General features: G+C 71.8%; 15 protein-coding genes. 12 read left to right on the top strand and 3 right to left on the bottom strand.

Annotation, left to right across the window (positions count from 1 at the left end; all coding sequences use genetic code 11):
- Window positions 1–3: 3 nt before the first annotated feature.
- From QIT00_RS25860 to QIT00_RS25850, 3 genes are all read left to right on the top strand, one after another.
- Entirely contained in the window at window positions 4–840 is an 837-nt protein-coding gene (locus QIT00_RS25860) for a MurR/RpiR family transcriptional regulator (RefSeq protein WP_282537801.1), read from the top strand.
- Between the two features lie 113 nt (window positions 841–953).
- The gene (locus tag QIT00_RS25855) at window positions 954–1,211 is read left to right on the top strand and encodes a hypothetical protein (RefSeq protein ID WP_282537800.1); all 258 of its coding nucleotides are present in this window, start codon (window positions 954–956) and stop codon (window positions 1,209–1,211) included.
- On the top strand, window positions 1,208–1,468 hold the full coding sequence (locus QIT00_RS25850) for a PIN domain-containing protein (protein ID WP_282537799.1): 261 nt from the start codon (window positions 1,208–1,210) through the stop codon (window positions 1,466–1,468). The genes QIT00_RS25855 and QIT00_RS25850 overlap by 4 nt, the downstream gene beginning before the upstream one ends.
- A 12-nt stretch (window positions 1,469–1,480) precedes the next feature.
- Here the strand turns inward: QIT00_RS25850 and QIT00_RS25845 are convergent, their stop codons facing one another.
- Both QIT00_RS25845 and QIT00_RS25840 read right to left on the bottom strand, forming a co-directional pair.
- The gene (locus QIT00_RS25845) at window positions 1,481–2,848 is read right to left on the bottom strand and encodes an APC family permease (protein WP_282537798.1); all 1,368 of its coding nucleotides are present in this window, start codon (window positions 2,846–2,848) and stop codon (window positions 1,481–1,483) included.
- 147 nt (window positions 2,849–2,995) lie between these two features.
- Window positions 2,996–4,357: a type III PLP-dependent enzyme domain-containing protein gene (locus QIT00_RS25840; protein WP_282537854.1), complete on the bottom strand. Its 1,362-nt coding sequence runs from the start codon at window positions 4,355–4,357 to the stop codon at window positions 2,996–2,998.
- Between the two features lie 175 nt (window positions 4,358–4,532).
- On the opposite strand from QIT00_RS25840, the gene hutU reads away from it, so the two are divergent.
- The 4 genes from hutU (at window position 4,533) to hutI (ending at window position 10,352) form a co-directional block, all read left to right on the top strand.
- A complete protein-coding gene (hutU, locus tag QIT00_RS25835; protein WP_282537797.1) occupies window positions 4,533–6,212 on the top strand; it encodes a urocanate hydratase in 1,680 nt (559 codons plus the stop codon).
- 203 nt (window positions 6,213–6,415) lie between these two features.
- Window positions 6,416–7,618: an allantoate amidohydrolase gene (locus QIT00_RS25830; protein ID WP_282537796.1), complete on the top strand. Its 1,203-nt coding sequence runs from the start codon at window positions 6,416–6,418 to the stop codon at window positions 7,616–7,618.
- A complete protein-coding gene (locus QIT00_RS25825; protein ID WP_282537853.1) occupies window positions 7,615–8,949 on the top strand; it encodes a formimidoylglutamate deiminase in 1,335 nt (444 codons plus the stop codon). Before QIT00_RS25830 ends, QIT00_RS25825 begins: the two co-directional genes overlap by 4 nt.
- 233 nt (window positions 8,950–9,182) lie before the next feature.
- Window positions 9,183–10,352, top strand: a complete 1,170-nt coding sequence (gene hutI / locus QIT00_RS25820; protein WP_282537795.1) for an imidazolonepropionase — start codon at window positions 9,183–9,185, stop codon at window positions 10,350–10,352.
- Between the two features lie 159 nt (window positions 10,353–10,511).
- Here the strand turns inward: hutI and QIT00_RS25815 are convergent, their stop codons facing one another.
- Entirely contained in the window at window positions 10,512–11,549 is a 1,038-nt protein-coding gene (locus tag QIT00_RS25815) for an RNA polymerase sigma factor SigF (protein ID WP_282537794.1), read from the bottom strand.
- Window positions 11,550–11,788: 239 nt separating this feature from the next.
- Here QIT00_RS25815 and QIT00_RS25810 point away from each other — a divergent pair, with 239 nt between their 5' ends.
- From QIT00_RS25810 to QIT00_RS25790, 5 genes are all read left to right on the top strand, one after another.
- The gene (locus QIT00_RS25810) at window positions 11,789–12,157 is read left to right on the top strand and encodes an STAS domain-containing protein (protein ID WP_282537793.1); all 369 of its coding nucleotides are present in this window, start codon (window positions 11,789–11,791) and stop codon (window positions 12,155–12,157) included.
- A 357-nt stretch (window positions 12,158–12,514) separates the two neighbouring features.
- On the top strand, window positions 12,515–13,015 hold the full coding sequence (locus QIT00_RS25805; RefSeq protein ID WP_282537792.1) for an ATP-binding protein: 501 nt from the start codon (window positions 12,515–12,517) through the stop codon (window positions 13,013–13,015).
- 306 nt (window positions 13,016–13,321) lie between these two features.
- A complete protein-coding gene (locus tag QIT00_RS25800) occupies window positions 13,322–13,954 on the top strand; it encodes an LPXTG cell wall anchor domain-containing protein (RefSeq protein WP_282537791.1) in 633 nt (210 codons plus the stop codon).
- A 167-nt stretch (window positions 13,955–14,121) separates the two neighbouring features.
- The gene (locus QIT00_RS25795) at window positions 14,122–15,063 is read left to right on the top strand and encodes a COG1470 family protein (protein WP_282537790.1); all 942 of its coding nucleotides are present in this window, start codon (window positions 14,122–14,124) and stop codon (window positions 15,061–15,063) included.
- Window positions 15,060–16,277: a hypothetical protein gene (locus QIT00_RS25790; RefSeq protein WP_408909853.1), complete on the top strand. Its 1,218-nt coding sequence runs from the start codon at window positions 15,060–15,062 to the stop codon at window positions 16,275–16,277. Before QIT00_RS25795 ends, QIT00_RS25790 begins: the two co-directional genes overlap by 4 nt.
- The last annotated feature ends 25 nt before the right edge of the window (window positions 16,278–16,302 follow it).

The following is a 16,302-nucleotide window of genomic DNA, read 5'->3' as shown; positions in this document are numbered from 1 at the left end:
CCGGTGACGGACAGCCCGACCGCCCGGCTGCAACAGCTCTTCGAGGGGCACCGCCTCACCCCCACGCAGCGGCGGATCGCCCACTGCATGGTGCGGCGTGCGGCCGAGGTGCCGTTCCTGTCGAGCGTGGAGCTGGCCGAGCTGGCCGGAGTCAGCCAGCCCTCGGTGACCCGCTTCGCGGTGGCGCTCGGCTTCGACGGCTACCCGGCACTCCGCCGCCATCTGCGCGAGGTCGCGCCAGCCGAACAGGCCTTGGGCCAGGGCGAGTTCAACGAGTACCAGCAGGCCGTCGAGGCCGAGATCGAGAACCTGCGGCACCTCGCCGCCGCCCTCGCCGACCCGGCGCCGGTCGAGCGCGCCGGCCGGCTGCTCGCCGCCTCCCGGCCGCTGCCGGTGCTCGGCCTGCGCGCGGCGGCCTCGCAGGCGTACGGCTTCGCGTACTTCGCCGCCAAGGTGCACCCGGACGTCCGGCTCCTGCGCGAGGGCGGCACGATGCTCGCCGACCGGATCGACGCCGCCGTACGGGCGGGGGCCTCGGCGCTGCTCTGCTTCGCGCTGCCGCGGTATCCGCGGGAGGTGGTCGAGGCCCTGACGTACGCGCGTGAGGCGGGCCTGACCGTGGTGACGGTGGCCGACAGCGCGTTCGCGCCGGTCGCGAAGGTGTCCGACCTGCTGATCCCGGCGGCCGTCGGCACCGGCCTCGCCTTCGACACGGCCTGCGCCCCGATGCTGCTCGGCCGGGTGCTCTTGGAGGCCATGGCCGACGAACTCCCGGACGCGCAGGCCCGCTTGGAGGAGTTCGATACGCGGGCCGCGGAGCGGGGGTTGTTCGTGGAGTGAGTGGAGTGAGTGGAGTGAGGGGCGCTCGCGGGGCGAGTAGGGGCGCTCGCTCGTACGGGTGAGCGAATGCTGAGCAGTGCCGTTCGGGGGAGCCTGGTCGTACGCTCGGGGGTATGAGCTCAGCAGAGGACTACGACCACCTGCGGCACTTGCTGGACAAGCTGCGGCCGGAACAGCTGCGGCACCTGCGTGCGGTCGCGGACACCGACCCGGAGCTCAAGCCGCAGGAGGGTGCGGAGGAGCTGCCTCCGGCTATTGAGCGCCCGGGGTTCCTGGCGTTTGTCGGGATGGGCGATTCAGGCCGTACGGACACTGCCGAGCGGCACCGGGAGCTGATCACGGAGTGGATCGACGAGGGCCGGATCCGGTGAAGCCGCTGCTCCTGGACACGGGTGTCCTCTACGCGATCGCCGACGCGGACGACGACGACCACCCCGCGTGCGCGGCGTACGTCAGCAGCTGGCGCGGACGTCTCCTGAAGTACGCCGACTTTCCGCTCGGTTCGGTGGACGCATCCGTTGTCGCGGTGGCCGAGCGCCTCGGGTTGACCGAAGTCGCGACGCTCGACCACCGGCACTTCTCCGCCGTACGCCCGAGTCACGTGCCGGCGTTCACCCTCCTCCCCTGACCGAAAGCCCCCTCACTCCTCCCCGCGAGCCTTCAGCACCAGCTTGTTGACGACCCAGAGGCCGATGCCGATGACCAGCAGGACACCGGCCCGGATGTAGACGTCGGCCGAGCGGTCCGCGAGTGGGCTGGCCAGGATCAGGGCCGTGATCGCGCCGAGGACCGGCAGGATCGTCGGCGTACGGAAGTGCTTGTGCTCCACGGGGTCCCTGCGCAGCACCAGAACCGCCACGTTGACCACCGCGAACACGCAGAGCAGCAGGAATGCCGTGGTGTCGCCGAGTCCTTCGATCTCGCCGGTGGACACCAGGCCGATCGCGAGCAGCGAGACGAAGACGATGCCGACCACCGGGGTGCGCCGGTGGGGCAGGACGCGGCCCATGGCCTTCGGCAGGATGCGCTCGTTGGCCATGCCGTAGCAGAGCCGCGAGGCCATCATGATGTTGATCAGGGCCGAGTTGGTGACCGCGAACAGCGCGATCAGGGCGAAGAGCTTGGGCGGGAACTCAAGGCCGCCCGCCTTGACCACCTCAAGGAGTGGGCCGCTGGAGCCCGCCAGCGTCTTGGTGTCCACCAGGAGCGAGGAGACCAGCGCCACCAGGACGTAGATCGTGCCGGTCACGGTGACGCCGATGAAGATGGCCTTCGGGAACGTGCGCGCCGGGTCCTTGGTCTCCTCGGCCATGTTCACCGAGTCCTCGAAGCCGACGAAGGCGAAGAAGCCGAGCGCGGTCGCGCCGAGGATGCCGGTCATCAGCGCGAAGCTCGTACCGCTGGACTCGAACTCGGTCAGGCGGGACGGCTCCCCGTCGCCCGTGAGCACCGCGTACGCGCCGACCGCGAGGATGACCACGAGACCGGTCAGCTCGACCAGGGTGAGGACCACGTTGGTCTTCACCGACTCCGAGACACCGCGCAGGTTCAGCGCCGCCAGGGCCAGGATGAACAGGATCGCGACCAGGGTGGCGGGCAGCACGCCCGCGGTGAGTTCGTCGAGGTAGTCGCCGCTGAACGCGCGGGCGGCGGCGCTCGCGGACGACAGGCCGGAGGCCATCACCATGAAGGCGATGATGAACGTCAGGAACGGGACCTTGAACGCCTTCTGCGTGTAGAGCGCGGCGCCGGCCGCCTTCGGGTACTTGCCGACGAGTTCGACGTACGAGGCGGCCGTCAGGATCGCCACCACGAAGCCGATGACGAACGGCAGCCACAGGGCCCCGCCGACCTTGCCCGCGACGTTTCCGGTGGTGGCGTAGATGCCGGTGCCGAGGATGTCGCCGATCACGAACAGGATCAGCAGTTTGGGGCCGATGGCCCGTTTGAGTGGTGGCTGCGAGGGCTCAGGGACGGGCCCCGCCGCGGTGGAGTCGGTGGTGGACATCTGTGGAAACCTCCCCCGATCGCTGATGCGTCAGGTGGATGTTCTGCCCGTGGCGCGCACGGGGATGCGCGGCGGCCGTATCTCAGAGCTTCACTTGAGCTTCTGGACTGTCTGGACCGATTCTCCCCGGACCCGCGCCCGCTGTCCTCACAGCGCGTCGAGCGTGCGGATGTGCTCGCCGCCCGACTCGGCGACGACCTCCTCGACCGTCTGCGGGCTGCGGATCGTCGCGAACCGCACGCCGCCGTCCGTACCGGCGGAGAACCCGTGGACGCCGGGCCGGGCGAGGCTGTTGTACGCGTAGGGGGTGGCGAAGTAGTACGCGCCGGTGTCCAGGGCGGCCGCGATGTCGCCGGGTTCGAGCAGCGGCAGCGGCCGGTTCTCGGCGAGCAGGTCGCCCGCGAAGCAGGCGGGCCCCGCCACGTCCTGCGCGACGGCCGCCCCCGTCTTGGGCCGGCCCTCCGCGTCGTAGGCGGCGATCCGCAGCGGCCAGGACTGCGGGGCGTAGACGGTGCGGGCGGCGACCTGCGCGCCCGCGTGGGTGATGGCGATGCGCCGGTTGCCGGCGGCCTTGGTGTACTCGACGCGGGCCACGATCGTGCCGTGCTTGGCGAGCAGCGCCCGGCCGAACTCGGTGACAAGGGCGTACCGCCCGTCGAAGAGACCCGGCACGGTGCGCCGCAGGACACGGGCGTACGCGGCGAAGGTGGGCGCCTCGGAGTCCGAGTCGAAGTTGACCGGCAGGCCGCCGCCGATGTCGATCGTGTCGATCTGCCGCCTGCCCGCCAACTGGTTGATCTCCTCGGCCAGTTCGTACGTCGTACGGACGCCTTCGGCGAGCAGGTCCAGGGGCACGCCCTGGGAGCCGGAGTGGGTGTGGAGGCGGGTCAGCCAGGGCCGGTCCAGGAAGGCGCGCACGACCCACTCGCGCGCCCCCGTGTCCCGCAGGCCGACCCCGAACTTCGAGGTGGCGGTGGCCGTGGACAGGGCGTCGATGGACCCGGCGCCGGTCTGCGGGTTGACGCGCAGGCCGATCGGGGAGCGGGTGGGCGCCGAGCGGGTCAGGGTGTCGAGGCGGGCCAGCTCCTGCGGGTTGTCGGCGTTGACGGCGACGCCGAGGGCGAGGGCCTGGCGCAGCTCGGCCGGGGTCTTGGCGGGGGAGTCGAGCACGGTGTGCGAGGGCTTCACCCCGGCGGCGCGGGCCAGGGCGAGCTCGCCGGGGCTCGCCACCTCGGCGCCCAGGCCGGACTTGCGGAGCAACCGTAGGACGGGCACGAGCGGGGCCGCCTTGACGGCGAAGGCGTGCAGCACGGGCGCGGCGGTGACCTCGGCGAACGCGGAGCGCAGCGCGGCGGCGGAGCGGCGGATTCCGACGACGTCGAGCAGCGCGGCCACCGGGGTGCCCTGGCCGACGAGGCCCTGGGCGACGGCGGCGCGCACGGCCGCGTCGCGGCGGGCGACGGCTGCGGCGGCGGGAAGGTCGGGGGAGAGCGCCGTCGTGGCGTCCATGTCACCTATGGCCATGGCTCCATCCCATCATCGACGGGCGCGCGGCGCCGAGGCCCCCCGGGGATTGACTAGGGATATTCATAAAGCCACCATGTGAATAGACGAATGTGAACAGGTGTGGCACAGGTGTGGCACAGGTATGGCAGAAGAGGCATGGCAACGGAGGAGGCAGTCGATGTCGGGACCCCGTCCTGTCCGAGCACCGCGCGGCACGGAGCTGAGCGCTCTGGGCTGGCAGCAGGAAGCCGCTCTGCGGATGCTGCAGAACAACCTCGACCCCGAGGTGGCCGAGCACCCCGACAAGCTCGTCGTCTACGGCGGCACCGGCAAGGCCGCCCGCGACTGGCGCTCCTTCGACGCGATGGTCCGTACGCTGCGGACCCTCAAGCAGGACGAGACGATGCTGGTCCAGTCCGGCCGCCCCGTCGGCGTCATGCAGACCCACGAGTGGGCCCCGCGCGTCCTGATCGCCAACTCCAACCTGGTCGGCGACTGGGCGAACTGGGAGGAGTTCCGCCGCCTGGAGCGGCTGGGCCTGACCATGTACGGCCAGATGACGGCCGGTTCCTGGATCTACATCGGCACGCAGGGGATCCTCCAGGGCACGTACGAGACGTTCGCCGCCGTCGCCCAGAAGCTGCATTCAATCGGTAAGGGGGTCGGCGGCACGCTCGCCGGGACGATCACGCTGACCGCCGGACTCGGCGGCATGGGCGGCGCCCAGCCGCTGGCGGTGACGATGAACGACGGCGTCGCGATCTGCGTCGACTGCGACCCGCGCGCCATCGAGCGCCGCATCGAGCACAAGTACCTCGACGTGAAGGCCGACTCGCCCGCGCACGCCCTGCGGCTCGCCGTCGAGGCCCGCGACGCCCGCCGCCCGCTCTCCATCGGCCTGCTCGGCAACGCGGCGGAACTGCTGCCGCAGCTGCTCGCCGAGGGTGCCCCCATCGACATCGTCACGGACCAGACCTCGGCCCACGACCCGCTCGCCTATCTCCCCGCCGGGCTCCCCTTCGAGGACATGGCGGACGCGGCGGCCAAGGACCCGGCGGGCTTCACGGCCCGCGCCCGTGAGTCCATGGCCCGGCACGTCGAGGCCATGGTCGGCTTCATGGACGCGGGCGCCGAGGTCTTCGACTACGGCAACTCGATCCGGGGCGAGGCCCAACTCGCCGGGTACGAGCGGGCGTTCGCGTTTCCCGGCTTCGTGCCGGCGTACATCCGTCCGCTCTTCTGCGAGGGCAAGGGGCCGTTCCGCTGGGCGGCGCTCTCCGGGGAGGCCTCGGACATCGCGAAGACGGACAGGGCGATCCTGGGGCTCTTTCCCGAGAACGAGTCCCTGCACCGCTGGATCAGGATGGCGGGCGAAAGGGTCCACTTCCAGGGCCTCCCTGCACGCATCTGCTGGCTCGGCCACGGCGAGCGGGACCGGGCGGGCGAGCGGTTCAACGACATGGTGGCGAGCGGGGAGCTGGCGGCCCCGCTCGCGATCGGCCGCGACCACCTGGACTGCGGCTCGGTGGCCTCCCCGTACCGCGAGACCGAGGCGATGCTCGACGGGTCCGACGCGATCGCGGACTGGCCACTGCTCAACGCGATGGTGAACGTGGCGTCCGGCGCGTCCTGGGTCTCCCTCCACCACGGTGGCGGCGTCGGCATGGGCCGCTCCCTCCACGCGGGCCAGGTCACGGTGGCCGACGGGACGGCGCTCGCGGGCGAGAAGATTCGGCGGGTGTTGACGAATGATCCGGGGATGGGGGTGATCCGGCATGTCGATGCCGGGTACGAGGCCGCGGACGCGGTGGCTTCGGAACGGGGCGTTCGGGTTCCCATGCGGGAGGGGTCGGAGTGATGGTGCCGCGCGATCTTTCTTCTTCCCCTAACCCGCCCCTTCCCGAAAGTCCTGCCGGACGGGCCTCCTCAATCGCCGGAGGGGCTGAAATTTCAGCCCCTCCGGCGATTGAGATGGGGGTCCCCCCTGCTCGAGCGCAGCCGAGAGCTTGGGGGAGGGGGTCCGGGGGCGGAGCCCCCGAAGCGCCCCCCAGCTTCCAGCAGATGTGGGCCGACCTCAGCCCCATCGGCCGCGACAAAGACACCCGCGGCTACCGCCGCCACGCCTGGACCCCCGCGGACGCGGACTGCCGAACCTGGTTCAAGGAGCAGGCGGAGTCGAGAGGCCTCACGTACGAGCTGGACCGCAACGGCAACCAGTGGGCCTGGCTCGGCGACCCCGCACAAGGCGACGCCGTCGTCACCGGCTCGCACCTGGACTCCGTGCCCGACGGCGGCGCGTTCGACGGCCCCCTCGGCGTCGTCTCCTCCTTCGCCGCGCTCGACGAACTCCGCCGCAGGGGAGCGGAGTTCACCCGGCCGCTGGCGATCACCAACTTCGGCGACGAGGAGGGCGCCCGCTTCGGCCTCGCCTGCGTAGGCTCCCGCCTCACCGCGGGACAGCTCACCGTCCCCGCCGCCCGCAGGCTCCGCGACGCCGACGGCATCACGCTGCCCGAGGCGATGGAGAACGCCGGGTACGACGCGACGGCCATCGGCCCCGACCCCGAACGCCTCGCGCGCATCGGCGCGTTCGTGGAGCTGCACGTCGAGCAGGGTCGCGCCCTCGACCTGTCCGGTGACCCCGTCGGCATCGCCAGTGCCATCTGGCCGCACGGCCGCTGGCGCTTCGACTTCGCGGGCGAGGCCAACCACGCGGGCACGACCCGGCTCGTGGACCGCCGCGACCCGATGCTCCCGTACGCGGAGACGGTGCTCGCCGCTCGTCGGGAGGCCGAACTCGCCCGCGCCGTCGCCACGTTCGGCAAGATCGCGGTCGAGCCGAACGGGGTCAACGCCATCCCGTCCCTGGTCCGCGGCTGGCTCGACTCGCGCGCGGCCGACCAGGAGAGCCTCGACCAGGTCGTCGCCGGGGTGGAGAAGGCGGCCCGCGAGCACGCCGAGCGGCACGGCGTGGACCTGACCGTCGTACGGGAGTCCTTCACGCCCGTCGTCGAGTTCGGGCACGCCCTGCGCGACGAGCTCGCCGCGCTCCTCGGCGCCGGGGCCGAGCGGCCCGTACCCGTCCTCGGCACGGGCGCGGGCCACGACGCGGGCATCCTGTCCGGCTCGATCCCCACCGCCATGCTGTTCGTACGCAACCCCACGGGCGTCTCGCACTCCCCGGCCGAGTTCGCGGCCGAGGACGACTGCGTGGCCGGGGTGCTCGCACTCGCCGACGTACTGGAGGGGCTCGCGTGCAGATGACGACGTACTGGGCCGAGCACGCCTGGCTGGGCACCCATGTGGAGCCGGGGGTCGCCCTGGACGTGGCGTCCGACGGCCGGATCTCCGCCGTACGCAACGGAGTCGAGGCCCCGCCGCCCGGCGCCGTCACCCTGCGCGGGCTCACCCTGCCCGGCCTCGCCAACGCCCACTCGCACGCCTTCCACCGGGCCCTGCGTTCCACCGTGCAGGTCGGCTCGGGCACTTTCTGGACCTGGCGCGAGGTCATGTACCAGGTCGCGGCGCGGCTCGACCCGGACACGTACCACGCGCTCGCGCGGGCTGTGTACGCGGAGATGGCGCTCGCCGGGATCACCGCGGTCGGGGAGTTCCACTACGTCCACCACGCGCCGGGCGGCACGCCGTACGCCGACCCCAACGCGATGGGCGAGGCGCTGATCGCCGCCGCCCGGGACGCGGGCATTCGCATCACCCTCCTCGACACCGCCTACCTCTCCTCCGGCTTCGGCGCCGCCCCCGACCGGCACCAGCTGCGCTTCAGCGACGGCACGGCCGAGGCCTGGGCCGAGCGGGCGTCGGCCCTGAAGCCCGGCGACGGGGTGCGGATCGGCGCCGCCATCCACTCCGTACGGGCCGTCCCCGCCGGGCAGTTGGGCACCGTGGCCGCGTGGGCGCGGGAGCGGGACGTACCGCTGCATGTGCACCTGTCCGAGCAGACCGCCGAGAACGACGCCTGCCGGGCCGCGCACCGCTGCACCCCGGCGAGGCTGCTCTCCGACCACGGCGTGCTCGGCCCGCGCACCACCGGCATCCACAACACCCACCTGACCGCGGGCGACATCGCGCTCATCGGCGACTCCGGCACGGGCACCTGCATGTGCCCCACCACGGAACGCGACCTCGCGGACGGCATCGGCCCCGCCGCCGATCTGCAGCGCCGCGGCTCGACGCTCAGCCTCGGCACCGACAGCCACGCCGTGATCGACCTCCTGGAGGAGGCGCGGGCCATGGAGCTCGACGAGCGGCTGCGCACCCGCACGCGGGGGCACTGGACGGCCGCCGCGCTGCTCCGCGCTGCCACGTCGGACGGGCACGCGGCACTGGGCTGGGAGAACGCGGGGACCCTGGAGCCGGGCGCGCTCGCCGACTTCACGACGATCGCCCTCGACTCGGTCCGCACGGTGGGGGCGCTGCCCCGGCTGGCGGCGGAGACGGCGGTGTTCGCGGCGTCGGCGTCGGATGTGCGGCACACGGTGGTCGGGGGGCGTCATGTCGTACGGGACGGTACGCATCTACTGGTCCCGGACGTGCCGTCGGCGTTGGCATCGGCGATCGGAGCACTGCGCGAGTAACAGCCCTTTTTGTCCCCACCCCGCCCCTTCCCGAAAGCTTGCGGCGCTGTCGTTCGGCTTGCCCGCCGTCGTGGCTGGTCGCGCAGTTCCCCGCGCCCCTTAAAAACAGGCCCTATCGGGGCAAATTCAGCCCCTCCGGCGTTTGAGGAGCGGGGTCCGGGGCGGAGCCCCGAAGCTGCCGCAGGCTTTCGGGAAGGGGCGGGGAGGGGAAGAAGAAACACCGAGAGGAACCCATGAGCACCACCCTCATCACCAACATCACCAACCTCGTCACCAACGACCCGTCCCTGGGCGAGGGCCCGTTGGGCCAGATCCAGGACGCCGCCGTCGTCCTGGACGGCGACCGCATCGCCTGGGTCGGGCGAGCCGAGGACGCCCCCGAGGCCGACCACGCGCACGACGCGCAAGGCCGTTCAGCCATCCCCGGCTTCGTCGACTCCCACTCCCACCTGGTCTTCGCGGGCGACCGCACCCAGGAGTTCAACGCCCGCATGGAGGGCCGGAGTTACTCCGCCGGAGGCATCCGCACCACCGTCGCCGCGACCCGCGCCGCGAGCGACGAGGAGCTGGAGGCGAACCTCGTCCGCTACCTCCGGGAGGCCGCCCGCCAGGGCACCACGGTCTTCGAGACCAAGTCGGGCTACGGACTGACCGTCGAGGACGAGGCCCGCGCCCTGCGCATCGCGAGCCGTCACACCGACGAGGTCACCTTCCTCGGCGCGCACATCGTCTCCCCGGACTTCGCCGAGGACCCGGCCGCGTACGTGGACCTCGTCACCGGCGCGATGCTCGACGCCTGCGCGCCGCACGCCCGTTGGGTCGACGTGTTCTGCGAGAAGGGCGCCTTCGACGGGGACCAGGCGCGGGCCATCCTGACGGCGGGCCGCGCGAAGGGCCTGCACCCGCGCGTCCACGCCAACCAGCTCTCGTACGGCCCCGGAGTCCAGCTCGCCGTCGAGCTGGACGCGGCCAGCGCCGACCACTGCACGCACCTCACGGACGCGGACGTGGACGCGCTCGCGCAGGGCAACACCGTGGCGACGCTGCTGCCCGGCGCCGAGTTCTCCACCCGCGCCGAATGGCCGGACGCGCGCCGCCTGCTGGACGCGGGCGCCACGGTCGCGCTCTCCACGGACTGCAACCCGGGCTCGTCGTTCACGTCGTCCATGCCGTTCTGCATCGCCCTCGCCGTACGGGACATGGGGATGACCCCGGACGAGGCGCTCTGGGCGGCCACGGCGGGCGGTGCGCGGGCGCTGCGCCGTACCGACGTCGGCCGCCTCACCCCCGGGGCCCGCGCCGACCTGGCGCTGCTCGACGCGCCGAGCCATGTCCACCTCGCCTACCGGCCGGGCGTCCCGCTGGTCCGGGAGGTCTGGCAGCGGGGCACGCTGCTCGGCTGAGCCGGGGGCCGCACACGCCGAGGCGGCGGTGGCGGCGGCGCTCTCCCGCTGGGAGGAGCGCCCCCGCCACCGCCGCCGCTGGCGTGCGTGGCACGAGGTGGTGCGTTACTGCGCCCTCACCGCTCGGGCGAGGTCATTCCTGTCATTCCTGCCAACCTGTCATTCCTCGACCGTCAGGCCCTTGCGCAGCCGTACCAGCGTGCGCGAGAGCAGTCGCGAGACGTGCATCTGCGAGATGCCGAGTTCCTCGCCGATCTCGGACTGCGTCATGTTCGCCACGAACCGCAGGGAGAGGATCTTCCGGTCACGCGGCGGGAGATCGGCGATCAGCGGCTTCAACGACTCGACGTACTCGATGCCTTCGAGCCCGTGGTCCTCGTAGCCGATGCGGTCCGCGAGCGCGCCCTCGGAGTCGTCCTCCTCGGGCTGAGCGTCCAGGGAGCTCGCCGTGTAGGCGTTGGACGCCGCCATGCCCTCGACGACCTCGTCGTTGGAGAGGCCGAGGCGTTCGGCGAGCTCGTGCACGGTGGGTGCGCGGTCGAGCTTCTGGGCGAGTTCGTCACCGGCCTTGGCGAGGTCCAGACGCAGCTCCTGGAGCCTGCGCGGGACGCGCACCGACCAGCTGGTGTCGCGGAAGAAACGCTTGATCTCGCCGACGATGGTCGGCATCGCGAAGGTCGGGAACTCGACGCCGCGGCTGAGCTCGAAGCGGTCGATGGCCTTGATCAGACCGATCGTGCCGACCTGGATGATGTCCTCCATCGGCTCGCTGCGGGAGCGGAACCGGGAGGCGGCGAACTTCACCAGAGCGAGGTTGAGTTCGACGAGCGTGTTGCGTACGTACGCGTACTCGTGCGTGCCTTCCTCAAGCGTTTCGAGGCGCCCGAAGAGGGTCTTGGACAGGGCCCTTGCGTCCAGCGGTCCGACTTCGTCGTACGGGGGGATCTCGGGCAGTTCCGGGAGATCCGTGAACTCCTCGACGAGGGCGAGGGAGCCGGGGCCGTTCGCGGCCTCCATGGCGTCCGTGCCGTCTGCGCCGTCCATGCCCTCCGTGACTTCCGCCCCGTGAAGGGTTTCCGCTGCTTCCGCGCGGGGAGCCGGGAGAGTGTGGAGCTCGTTGTCGAAGGGGTCAGCTGGTGTCGACGTCGCGTTGCGGGTAGGCGATGCGTCGAGCCGGGGTGACATGAGGTCCTCCATCGTTCTCGGCATATGGCTGCCGATGCCAATACGTGCACTACGTGTGTGCGGCGCCTCCGAAGCCGGCCGTGTCGGGTGGTGTCCTTACTAGGCCTACCCGGTTCTGGCGGCTGCTTGCAAGTGGCTTACCTGGCATTATGTCCGTTTTCGGGTGGATGTTCGGGTATCCGGCGGCGTGGTGAAGGCGTAGGCTTTCCGGGCGTCAGACACCAGCTCGAGACCTGCGGAAGTGAGACGGCATGGACCGCCAGACGGTCGGCAGTGCGAACCGGGGCCGCCTTCGGGTCGAAGTGCAGAGCGACGGCGCGACCGCCGTCGTGACGCCGGTGGGTGAACTCGATCACCACACCGCGGATCTGCTGCGCGGACCCTTGGAGCACTGCCTCGACCAGGGCAGTTCACGCCTGGTCCTCGACTGCTCACAGCTGGAGTTCTGCGACTCCACCGGGCTCAACGTCCTGCTCGGCGCCCGCCTGAAGGCGGAGGCGGCGGGCGGCGGCGTTCATCTGGCCGGGATGCTTCCGGTCGTGGCCCGGGTCTTCGAGATCACCGGTGCGGACGCCGTCTTCACCGTGCATGAATCCCTCGAATCGGCCCTGGCCGACTGAGCGCACGTGAGTTACGGCACGGTTGTCTCTCCGTGATCTGCGTTGCCCATGTGTGATCGACACGTAACCCGCATCACATGGTCCGGTCCCAAGAAGTGGGTGTTCTCACGGAAGGGCCGGGCAGGAGACTGCTGGATCTGTTGAATGCCGGCGGACGCAGAACCGCTTCTGCCGCACTCTTCGTCCTGAGTAGTGCGAGTAGTAGTGCGAGCAGTAGTGCGTGCTCCGGCCGCAACCAGGGCACTCGTCCCGAGTGCCCGCCCCGACATGTTGTCCCTGTTGTCCCGACAGATCGAACGGATCGACCAGATCCGGCACAGATCTCAAGAACTGGTGAATCGGTGAGGTGAAGCGCTGATGAGCACCACCCGGCCCTTCTCGCCGGGCGACCGCGGCCCGGAGCCGGGGGCCACCGGTGAGGTGAGCGACCCGGTGGGTGCGCCCACCGTGCGCCAGGTCCGCAAGCTCAGTCTCGACGGCGCCAGCGGCGTCGTGCCGATGGCCCGCGACTTCACCCGGCAGGCGCTCTACGACTGGGGCTGGCTGCCCGCCGCCGGTGCCGACCGGCGCGCGGCCGCCGAGGACGTCCTGCTCGTCGTCTCCGAACTCGTCACCAACGCCTGCCTGCACGCCGAGGGCGCCAGCGAGCTCTGGGTCGGCTGCGACACCAAGGTGCTCCGCCTGGAGGTCACCGACCGGGGCGCGGGACAGCCCTCGCCGCGCACTCCGCACCGCGCCGGCCGGCCCGGCGGACACGGCATGTTCATCGTGCAGCGGCTCTGCCTCGACTGGGGCGTCGTGCGTGTGCCCGGACAGTCGGGCAAGACGGTCTGGGCCGAACTGGCCGCGCCCAACTAGGAGTTCGCCCAGCAGTCCCCCCAAGGGTTACCGCAGGTTCGGTGGTCCTTGGCGCGGCCCCTCGGCCACCCCTTCGACAGCCCGAGATCCGGGCTGTCTTTTGTCTTCCCTCCACAAGGTCCCCGGCGTACCTTGAGCGCCCGATCTGATGTGCCGTCAGGAACTGTCGGTGGCGCACGGGCAGTTGGAAGAGGGGAACTCAAGGTGTCGTACCCGAAGAGCCCGAAGACATGTGCCGCAGGCGGGCGGTCGGCAGGCGGGCGGTCGGCAGGCCGGCGGTCGGCAGGCCGGCGTTGCGCCGCGTTCGTGGCGGCCGCGGGACTGGCCGGTTCGGCGGTGCTCCTCGCCGCGCCCGCCGCGCACGCCGAGGTCGTGGACGTCGACTACCAGTGCAAGACGCCGATCGGCAACAAGGGTGCCGTCTCACCCATCGACATCAAGAGCGTCGAGAGCGGCGGCGGCCACAAGCTCACCATGTCCTTCGAGAAGGGTGTCTCGTCCAGCCCGGTGGAGCTCGGCAAGGGCGCCATGAAGCCCAGCGCGAAGATCAAGCTCGGCGGCGCGGAGAGCGGCACCCTCAGCGTCACCGGGCCGCCCAACGCCGAGGCGATCCCCGCCAACACCCCCATCAAGATCAGTGACTTGACGGGTACGTACACGCCGAAGAAGTCCGGCAAGGTCACCTTCACCGCGTCCACGCTGACCATCAAGGCCCTTGGTACGACCACCACCTGTACGCCCAAGAACAACCCGAAGCCGTCCCTCACCCTCGACGTGAAGGCGTCGGGCGGCGGGGCATCGTCGGGCGGCGGCGAGGAACTTCCGCAGACCGGACCGGAGGACTCGGCCGTCGCGCTCGGCACGCTCGGCGGGACGGTGGTTCTGGTCGGCGCGGCGGGGGTGCTGTGGCTTACTCGGCGGAATCAGGTGCGGGGGTAGGTCGGCGGGGCTTGCGTCGTCTGTTCCTTGCCGTGGACCAGCGCGCCCCTTGTCGCCCTGCGGGCTCGTCCTCAAGCGCCGGACGGGCTGATTGTCGGCCTTCGGCCTCGTCCTCAAGCGCCGGACGGGCTGATTCGTTTCCCCGTACCGCCCTCCAGGAGCCGCCGATGCCCCCCGTCGTCCCCCGAGCCTCCGCCGTTCTCTGTCTGGTCGCCGGTCTGTTCGCGCTGCCCGGAGCGTCCGCGTACGCCGACGAGGACTGGTCCCTCGCGCCCGCACGGTCCGCGGGGGACGGGCGGTCGTCGTTCTACCTGGAGGGCGCGCCCGGTGCCGTGCTCCAGGACACGGTGACGGTCACCAACCCGGGCGACTCCGCACGTACCGTCGAACTGCGCGGGGCCGACGCCGACAACGCGGCCGACGGGTCCTTCGAGATCGAGGCCGACGGGGCGTCACGGGACGGCGGTGCCTGGATCCGGCTCGCCGAACGGAAGGTCACCGTGCCGCCGCGCACCCGGGCCGAGGTGCCGTTCACGGTGACCGTGCCGGACGGTGCGGTGCCCGGCGACCACCCGGCGGCGATCCTGGCGAGCGGCGCGGGCCGCAGTACGGGCGTACGCCTGCACCTGCGGGTCGGCGGGCCCACCCTGTCCGCGCTCACCGTGGAACGGGTCCGGCTCGCCGACGACGGCAGGCGCATCCGCTACGACCTGGTGAACCGGGGCAACACCGTGCTCACGCCGAAGCTCGCGGTGCGCGCCGACGGGCTGTTCGGGAAGGCGCTCGACCGGGCCCCGCGCGCCCTGCCCGTCGAGCTGCTGCCCGGCCGCCGGGTCACGCTCACCGAACCCTGGCCCGACGCCCCGGCCCTCGACTCGGTCGACGTCCGGCTCACGGTGACGGCGGCGGGCGGCGCCCGGGACCAGGGCCTGGCCTCGGCCACGTTCGTGCCGTGGGGCGCGCTCGCGGGCGCGGTCGGCGGACTCGTGGCGGTCGTCGCGGGCGGACGGTGGGTGCGCGGGCGGCGGGGGCGCGGGTGGCGGGGGCGCGGATCGGGCCGGGCCGAACAGCAGCAGACGGAACGCGAGTTGACGGGAGCGGCGACGTGATCGGCAGGACGGTCAGCACGAGCATCCGGGCACTGATCCTCGCGGTGGCGGCCGCCGTGGCGGTCGTACTGGCCGCGCCGCCCGCGAGCGCGGCGGCAGCGGAGGCGGAGGCGCCCAGCGTCGAACTGTCCGAGAAACAGGCGGGCAAGGGCGGATCCATCACCGTCACCGGCGAGGACTGGCGGCCCAAGGCGCTCCTGATGCTGCTGATCTGCGGGCAGGCCGAGGGCGAGGCCGAGCCCGTCGGCGGGACCAACGCCTGCGCCAACGCCGACGGCCGGGCCGTCACCACCGACGGCGACGGCTCGTTCCGCAAGGAACTGCCGGTCGCCGAGCCGCCCGTCGCCTGCCCCTGTGTGGTCCGGGTCGCGACCGTGACCGGTGAGAAGGCCGCCGCGCAGGCCGAGTTCACGGTCGCCGGGCACCCCGTGAAGAAAGTGCCCGAGCAGCCGGCCGGCGGCAAGCTCGCGGTCCTCGCCGCCCCCCGGCTCGAAGGCTCCGGGAACGTCCTGACCTGGTTCGGCGCGCCCGCGAGCCGCACCCTCGTGGCCACAGTCGGCAACCTCGGCTCGGCGCCGGTGAAGGACCCGGTCTTCAAGGTCGGCACCGCGCACGGCGTGTTCGCCCCGCAGTGGGAGGAGCAGCAGTGGCGCGGCACCCTCGCGCCCGGCAAGAAGGCCCAGGTCAAGCTGCAGGTCCAGCTGAATCCGGGGGCGTACGGGGACTACGCGGTCTCGCTGCGGTACGGCGGCAAGGTGCTCGCCGAGCAGCCCTGGGACGTGGGCCGGCCCTGGGGCGTCACCATCTTCTGGATCCTGCTCTGCCTGGTCGTGCCCGCGGCGGTCTTCCGGATCGGCATGGCTGTCGTCGACCGGGTACGGCCGCGGCCCGCCCGCTCCGGCAGCCATCGGGCCCGCCGCGTACGGGAGTTGACGCGAGCGAGGCTGCCCGGGGCGCGCGGCGGGCGGTCCTCCGGCAGGCGCACCGCGCGGCGGCCGCGGGCGACGGCGGCGCAGGCGACGGCCGAGAGCACGAACACCACCACGGCCACGCTGCCGTGGTTCACCCCGGACTCCGCTCCGGGAGCTCCGGGAGCACCGGGAGCACAAAAAGCACAAGGAGCACCAGGAGCACAAGAAGCACAAGGAGCACCGCACCGGCTCTCCGCACCGCAACAGGACCGACCGACGGCACCAGGGAAGGGAAACACGTGATCACTCAACGGAGAGCGAGTGCGCT

Source organism: Streptomyces luteolus, assembly GCF_029968015.1.
In the GTDB taxonomy this organism is placed as follows: domain Bacteria; phylum Actinomycetota; class Actinomycetes; order Streptomycetales; family Streptomycetaceae; genus Streptomyces; species Streptomyces luteolus.
Note: the sequence above shows the minus strand (reverse complement) of the source record. Positions and strands in the feature narration are given on the sequence as shown.

Excerpts from the sequence above, each read along its gene's own strand:
- QIT00_RS25855 (WP_282537800.1), top strand. The coding sequence starts at position 954 with ATGAGCTCAGCAGAGGACTACGACCACCTGCGGCACTTGCTGGACAAG.
- QIT00_RS25845 (WP_282537798.1), bottom strand. The coding sequence starts at position 2,848 with ATGTCCACCACCGACTCCACCGCGGCGGGGCCCGTCCCTGAGCCCTCG.
- QIT00_RS25840 (WP_282537854.1), bottom strand. The coding sequence starts at position 4,357 with ATGGACGCCACGACGGCGCTCTCCCCCGACCTTCCCGCCGCCGCAGCC.
- hutU (WP_282537797.1), top strand. The coding sequence starts at position 4,533 with ATGTCGGGACCCCGTCCTGTCCGAGCACCGCGCGGCACGGAGCTGAGC.
- QIT00_RS25830 (WP_282537796.1), top strand. The coding sequence starts at position 6,416 with ATGTGGGCCGACCTCAGCCCCATCGGCCGCGACAAAGACACCCGCGGC.
- QIT00_RS25825 (WP_282537853.1), top strand. The coding sequence starts at position 7,615 with ATGACGACGTACTGGGCCGAGCACGCCTGGCTGGGCACCCATGTGGAG.
- hutI (WP_282537795.1), top strand. The coding sequence starts at position 9,183 with ATGAGCACCACCCTCATCACCAACATCACCAACCTCGTCACCAACGAC.
- QIT00_RS25815 (WP_282537794.1), bottom strand. The coding sequence starts at position 11,549 with ATGGAGGACCTCATGTCACCCCGGCTCGACGCATCGCCTACCCGCAAC.
- QIT00_RS25810 (WP_282537793.1), top strand. The coding sequence starts at position 11,789 with ATGGACCGCCAGACGGTCGGCAGTGCGAACCGGGGCCGCCTTCGGGTC.
- QIT00_RS25805 (WP_282537792.1), top strand. The coding sequence starts at position 12,515 with ATGAGCACCACCCGGCCCTTCTCGCCGGGCGACCGCGGCCCGGAGCCG.
- QIT00_RS25795 (WP_282537790.1), top strand. The coding sequence starts at position 14,122 with ATGCCCCCCGTCGTCCCCCGAGCCTCCGCCGTTCTCTGTCTGGTCGCC.